This window comes from Sphingorhabdus sp., assembly GCF_044374345.1.
Lineage (GTDB): Bacteria > Pseudomonadota > Alphaproteobacteria > Sphingomonadales > Sphingomonadaceae > Sphingorhabdus_B.
This window is the reverse complement of sequence record NZ_JBILOS010000149.1, coordinates 1-3,051: the sequence shown is the minus strand read 5'-3', so window position 1 is coordinate 3,051 and position 3,051 is coordinate 1. Positions and strand designations below refer to the sequence as shown.

The window sequence follows — 3,051 nt, the reverse complement described above, 5'->3', positions numbered from 1 at the left end:
ACGGCATCAAGAAAAGCGGACGATTGTCCAATGAATTGATGACTATCGCGTTCCATTTTCAAAGATTGGCATATTTCACCATAGTGTGGCAATAATTACCAGCGCCCGAATGTCACATTTTTTCACAAATGGCGGAAATCCGACAATTTTTCAAATTGGCACGCTCCCTGCAATACATCTTGCAAGCCGGAATATCACCGGCATGCAAAAGGGAAGACACAAGATGCGTAAAGATATCGGAACCAGCGACAAGGCAAATGGAAGCGAAAGCCGTCTATGGCTGGCAGTCGCCCTGTCCGTGTCGATGATCTTCACCAGTTACGCCGTTTCGGTTCTCAACCATTATGACGATATTAACATGAACGTCCCAAATTACACCCATCGGCCAATAGTTGTCAGCTATCTTGCCTGACATCGATTGCCTGCGACCGGAGTACCCCCGGCTCCCCCTACCTCCTAAAGGTACCCGGTCGCCCCCTTTTTTTAGTACGCAATTGAACAGTTTTAACCGGAGTTACCCAATGGGCATATTTTCACGAACCCGCGATATCATCGCCGCCAACGTCACGGACTTGCTCGACAAGTCGCAAGACCCAGCGAAGATGATCCGCATGATCATTCTGGAAATGGAAGAAACCTTGGTTGAAGTCCGCGCTTCCGCCGCCCGGACGATCGCGGACCAAAAAGAGCTGCGCCGGCACATTGACAAGTTAAACACGCTTGAAGCTGACTGGACCGACAAGGCCCATCTCGCGCTGTCAAAAGATCGCGAAGACCTTGCCAAGGCGGCCTTGGTCGAAAAGCGCAAGGCCACCGATATGAAGGACCAGCTGACAGCGGAAGTTGATGTTCTCAACGATGCGTTGAAAGCTTCGGAGCAAGATATTCACAAGCTGCAGAAAAAGCTCGCCGACGCCCGCAGCCGTCAGAACGCGCTGATGACGCGTCTTGAAAGCGCCGAAAATCAGGTCAAGCTGCGCACCATGTATAATGGCGACAAGGTTCGCGAGGCTTTCTCTCGCTTTGACGTGCTCGAACGCCGGGTGGATGAAGCGCAGGGCTATGCAGACTCGCTGTCCATCGGTTCAGACGCCCCACGCAGCTTGGGCGACGAAATCGCCGCGCTTGAGTCCTTCGACATTGTAGATGCCGAGCTGGAAGCGATGAAAAAAGCCATGAAACAAGACGCACAGAAGGAAGGTTGAACCAATGGAAGATACTGTCGTCCCCATTTTCGTTTGCGGCATACTGTTTATTGGCTTGCCTTGGATCATCCTGCATTATGTCACACGCTGGAAAACCGCGGCAACGCTCACCAATGATGACGAGCGGATGCTCGGCGACATGAACGAACTTGCCCGTCGTCTCGAAGATCGCCTTGATACCGTTGAGCGTCTGGTCGCCCAGGAAAATCCTGAATGGCAGCCACGTCGCATCGATCACGAAACAAAAGATTTCGACCCCGAAAATGTCCGCAGGCTGGAAAGGAACCGCTAAAATGGCTGGTACACATACCAAATTCTATCTCGATAAGATGAATGCGAAATGGAAAGGCGTTTGCGCCGGGATTGCCGACTATACCGGCGTGGACGTCCTCTGGGTTCGGCTCGGCACGGTGATGCTTACCCTGATGGGCGGTTTTCCGTGGACCCTGATTGCCTATGTCATCACCGCTTGGATGGCCAATCCGAAGCCAGTCCATCTCTATACCGATGACCGCCAAGACCAGAAATTCTGGCAGGGCGTGCGTCAGTCACCTGCCCGCACAACACGCGACATTCGTTCGCGCTTCCGGGAAATCGACCGTCGGCTGGCCGAAATGGAAACCTATTATGTCAGCAATAACAAGCAGCTGGCGGACGAGATCGAGAGCCTTCGATAAACGGCGACAGATTGGAAGGAATGTTCATGTTCACGCTTATCATTCTCGGGCTGATTGGGTGGTTTGCATATCGCCACTTCGCGCAGAAGAAACGCAAGGCGGATCGCCGAAACTGGAGCGTTGATTTCCGCAATAGCCCCATCCGGCCCGTCACACGCCGCCTGCCATGGAAGGAATTCAAATGAGTTTTGCGGGACCAAATTTCGTCATTGCAATTGTTGCACTGGTGACAGTTGGGTGGCTCATCAACAACTGGATCCGCGCCAAACATGGCTATCCGTTGGAAGATGAATGGGGCGGCAAGACCGCGCTGACAGATGGCGACTATCCCGAAGCGGAGCGCAAAATCATGCTGCTCAGCAACGAAAATGAAACGCTGAATGGCAAGGTTGGTCGTCTGGAAGAACGGGTCGCCGTCTTGGAACGGATCGTCACGGATAAGGCCGGGCGTCTTTCCGAAGAAATTGGAAAACTACGCTGAAGCGCATTGGAGGAAGCTATGGACCCTGACAAGCTAGCAATGATCACGGCCATCGGCCCCATGATAGGAATTGGCGTTGTCGCAATTTCGGTAGGATGGGTGCTCACCACATGGATGCGCATCAAAAATGGATATCCGCTTGATGGCGCATGGGGTGCAGTCTATCCAAAAACCGATCAGGAAGCCGTCGAACGCGTAAAATTGTTGAGCCAAGAAAACGCGCAGCTGCGCGCAGAAATCGGCTCAATCAAGGACCGCCTCGCCAATGTCGAAAAAATCATCGTCGATGACAGCCACCGGTTAACATCTGAAATAGAGGCCCTTCGCGGGCCTTCGAATTGAGGAGGACGTAATGGATCCGTTTCAAATGGTCGTCGCAATCATTGCCATCATCACGATCGGCAGGGTTATCCAGACGAAGCAAAAGGCAAAGCACGGAATCGTTGAAGACGAAAATTTCATGGGCACGAAAACCCACCGTCTTTTGAACAATGCGGATACGCAGCAGATGCAGGACGAAATTCGTGCCTTGAAAGAACGCATTCAGGTTTTGGAACGCATCGCGACAGACAACAATAATACGAGTGATATCAACCGTCAGATTGAGGAACTGCGCAGCCGGTAACGGCGCGCGGACGGAAAGGAAGGACCATGCAACAGGATCCCAACTTCTACATCATCATCGGCG

8 protein-coding genes are annotated in these 3,051 nt (G+C 52.5%); all 8 read left to right on the top strand.

What is annotated here, in order from left to right; translation table 11 throughout:
* Window positions 1-223 precede the first annotated feature (223 nt).
* Window positions 224-412: a hypothetical protein gene (locus tag ACIQ5B_RS10725; protein WP_397599006.1), complete on the top strand. Its 189-nt coding sequence runs from the start codon at window positions 224-226 to the stop codon at window positions 410-412.
* A gap of 109 nt (window positions 413-521) precedes the next feature.
* Window positions 522-1,205 (top strand): phage shock protein PspA, encoded by a 684-nt coding sequence (gene pspA, locus ACIQ5B_RS10720; RefSeq protein WP_397599005.1) that lies wholly within the window; start codon window positions 522-524, stop codon window positions 1,203-1,205.
* A 4-nt stretch (window positions 1,206-1,209) separates the two neighbouring features.
* Window positions 1,210-1,497, top strand: a complete 288-nt coding sequence (pspB, locus tag ACIQ5B_RS10715) for an envelope stress response membrane protein PspB (protein WP_397577133.1) — start codon at window positions 1,210-1,212, stop codon at window positions 1,495-1,497.
* Between the two features lies 1 nt (window position 1,498).
* The gene (gene pspC, locus ACIQ5B_RS10710; RefSeq protein ID WP_397599004.1) at window positions 1,499-1,882 is read left to right on the top strand and encodes an envelope stress response membrane protein PspC; all 384 of its coding nucleotides are present in this window, start codon (window positions 1,499-1,501) and stop codon (window positions 1,880-1,882) included.
* 26 nt (window positions 1,883-1,908) lie between these two features.
* Window positions 1,909-2,067 carry a hypothetical protein gene (locus ACIQ5B_RS10705; protein ID WP_397599003.1) on the top strand — a complete coding sequence of 53 codons (159 nt, stop codon included), beginning with the start codon at window positions 1,909-1,911 and terminating at the stop codon, window positions 2,065-2,067.
* Window positions 2,064-2,363, top strand: a complete 300-nt coding sequence (locus ACIQ5B_RS10700) for a hypothetical protein (RefSeq protein WP_397599002.1) — start codon at window positions 2,064-2,066, stop codon at window positions 2,361-2,363. The genes ACIQ5B_RS10705 and ACIQ5B_RS10700 overlap by 4 nt, the downstream gene beginning before the upstream one ends.
* Before the next feature lie 18 nt (window positions 2,364-2,381).
* Entirely contained in the window at window positions 2,382-2,705 is a 324-nt protein-coding gene (locus ACIQ5B_RS10695) for a hypothetical protein (RefSeq protein WP_397599001.1), read from the top strand.
* A gap of 10 nt (window positions 2,706-2,715) precedes the next feature.
* Window positions 2,716-2,988, top strand: coding sequence for a hypothetical protein (locus tag ACIQ5B_RS10690; protein ID WP_324476838.1), 273 nt, complete (start codon window positions 2,716-2,718; stop codon window positions 2,986-2,988).
* The last annotated feature ends 63 nt before the right edge of the window (window positions 2,989-3,051 follow it).

What these genes read in the sequence shown, in the direction of transcription:
- ACIQ5B_RS10725 (WP_397599006.1), top strand. Translation starts at nt 224, where the DNA reads ATGCGTAAAGATATCGGAACCAGCGACAAGGCAAATGGAAGCGAAAGC.
- ACIQ5B_RS10700 (WP_397599002.1), top strand. Translation starts at nt 2,064, where the DNA reads ATGAGTTTTGCGGGACCAAATTTCGTCATTGCAATTGTTGCACTGGTG.
- ACIQ5B_RS10695 (WP_397599001.1), top strand. Translation starts at nt 2,382, where the DNA reads ATGGACCCTGACAAGCTAGCAATGATCACGGCCATCGGCCCCATGATA.
- pspC (WP_397599004.1), top strand. Translation starts at nt 1,499, where the DNA reads ATGGCTGGTACACATACCAAATTCTATCTCGATAAGATGAATGCGAAA.
- pspB (WP_397577133.1), top strand. Translation starts at nt 1,210, where the DNA reads ATGGAAGATACTGTCGTCCCCATTTTCGTTTGCGGCATACTGTTTATT.
- pspA (WP_397599005.1), top strand. Translation starts at nt 522, where the DNA reads ATGGGCATATTTTCACGAACCCGCGATATCATCGCCGCCAACGTCACG.
- ACIQ5B_RS10705 (WP_397599003.1), top strand. Translation starts at nt 1,909, where the DNA reads ATGTTCACGCTTATCATTCTCGGGCTGATTGGGTGGTTTGCATATCGC.
- ACIQ5B_RS10690 (WP_324476838.1), top strand. Translation starts at nt 2,716, where the DNA reads ATGGATCCGTTTCAAATGGTCGTCGCAATCATTGCCATCATCACGATC.